At 78.0% G+C, this 2061-nt stretch carries 2 protein-coding genes; both read right to left on the reverse strand.

Annotation, left to right across the window (positions count from 1 at the left end):
- Positions 1-168: 168 nt before the first annotated feature.
- Positions 169-1596 (reverse strand): FAD-dependent oxidoreductase, encoded by a 1428-nt coding sequence (locus ACFTWP_RS31440; RefSeq protein ID WP_380268351.1) that lies wholly within the window; start codon positions 1594-1596, stop codon positions 169-171.
- Positions 1597-1812: 216 nt separating this feature from the next.
- Positions 1813-2061: FTR1 family protein (locus ACFTWP_RS31445; protein ID WP_380268352.1), on the reverse strand; the 249-nt coding region annotated here is incomplete at its 5' end.

A 2061-nucleotide genomic window follows, 5' to 3' on the forward strand; every position in this document is an offset into this window, starting at 1 on the left:
CACTGGTCGTCCTGGGGGCCCGTGGGGGGGGGCCCCCCGGCGGGGCCCGGGGGGGGGGGGGGGGGGGGGGCCCCCGGGGGGGCCCCCCGCCCCCCCCCCCCCCCCCCCCGGGGGGGGGGGGGCCCCCACGACGCCGGGCCGCACCGCGGCTCCCGTGGTCGGGCGGGGTCAGGACGCTGTCGGGCCCTCCCCGGTGAGGGGCGGTCGGCCCCCGCTCCGCAGCACCCCGGCCAGTTCGTCCCGGCCGCGCAGTTTCACCCGCGTCCCGCGTCCGAGTTCGGCGGCGAGCTCCCGTTCGCGTGCCTCGATGCCGAGCCAGTCCGCGTAGCTCACCGGTCGGACCCCGCGCGCGGCCAGCAACGCGGTCAGCCCCGGCGGCGCCGGACCGGCCGGGCGCGCCGACCCCACCACTCCCGCCGCATGGTCGGCGAGCAGGGCGCGGACGGTCTGCGCGGCGTCGGACTTGTTGGTGCCGATCACACCGGTGGGCCCCCGTTTCAGCCACCCGGCGACGTACTCGCCCGGTCGCGGCCTCCCGTCCGCGGCCAGGACCCGCCCCTCGGCGTTGGGGACGACCGCGCGCCGCTCGTCGAACGGTACGCCGGGCAGCGGCGCGCACCGGTAGCCGACCGAGCGCAGGACGAGCTGGACCGGGAGGGTCAGGGACTCACCCGTCCCGACCAGGCGTCCGGCCCCGTCCAGCCCGGTCCGCTCGACCCGCAGGCCCGCCACCCGGTCGGTGCCGGTGATCTCCACCGGCCGCAGCCAGAACCTGACCGACACTCGCCGCGGACGCCCCTGCGGCTCCCGCCCGGCCCAGTCCGCGAGGACGGCGACGACGTCCCGGACGCGGCGGTCGGAGCCGGCCAGCCGGCTGCTCTCCCCGGTCGGGTCGAAGGCGTCGAGGTCGGTCTCCGCTCGCGCGACCGCGATGTCGCTGCCGGGCAGTTCGCCCAGCCCGCGCAGCTCCCGGGCGGTGAACCTGGCCTGGGCCGGCCCCCGGCGGCAGATCAGGTGGATCTCCCTGACCCGGCTGGCCGCCAGGGCGGCCAGGACCGGCTGGGGGACGTCGGTGGTGCGGAACTCCTCGGCGGGTTTGGCGAGGACCCGGGCCACGTCCACCGCGACGTTCCCGGCGCCGATCACCGCCACCGACTCCGCGTCGAGCGTGAACCGCCCGGGGTCGGCGTCGGGGTGGCCGCAGTACCAGCGGACGAAGTCGGCGGCGGCCGCGCTGCCCGGCAGGTCCTCGCCCGGCACCCGCAGCCGCCGGTCCCGGGTGGCGCCGGTCGCGTAGACCACGGCGTCGTAGCAGCGCAGCAGCATCTCGCGGGTCAGGTCCCGGCCGAAGCAGAGGCCGCCGAGGAAGCGCACCCGCGGGTGCTCCAGGACCGGCCTCAGGTGGTCGGCGATCGATCTGATCGACGGGTGGTCGGGCGCCACGCCGTAGCGCACCAGCCCGTACGGCGTGGGCAGCCGCTCGATCACGTCCACGTCCACCCGGATTCCCCCGGCCCGGCCCGGCTGCTCCGGGGCCTGCCGCAGCAGGGCCTCCGCCGTGTACAGCCCGGCCGGCCCCGAACCGACGACGGCCACCCGCAGGTCCGCCGCGGGGTCGGGCCCGCCCGCCGCGGGCGGCCGGACGGGGCCGGTCGTCGCTGCCGGGGCTGTCGGCCCGGGCACGGCTAACCGCCCCCGCCGCCCGGCCCGACCGGATCCCTGGCCATGCCACCATCCTGCCACCGCCGAGCCGGCGGACGGCGTACGGGCGGGGCGCGACGGGGGTACGGGCGGGGGTCTCGGTGGGCTCGGTCAGGCGGTCCCGGTGTTCTGGTTGCTGCTGCTGGCGGTCGAGGTGGTGCCGGTGCTGGCGGTCGGGGTGGTGGCCGGGGGGCGGGTGAAGAGGCCGAGGAAGATGGCGAGGGTGGGCAGGAGGTAGGCGGCCCAGACGGTGAGTTGCAGGACAGTGGGGTCGGGCTGGAAGTTGAAGACGCCCTTGAGCAGGGTGCCGTACCAGCTGTCCTTGGGGATGGTGCTGCTGATGTCGAAGGCCTGGGCGTG

This window comes from Kitasatospora sp. NPDC057015, assembly GCF_042673745.1.
Lineage (GTDB): Bacteria > Actinomycetota > Actinomycetes > Streptomycetales > Streptomycetaceae > Kitasatospora.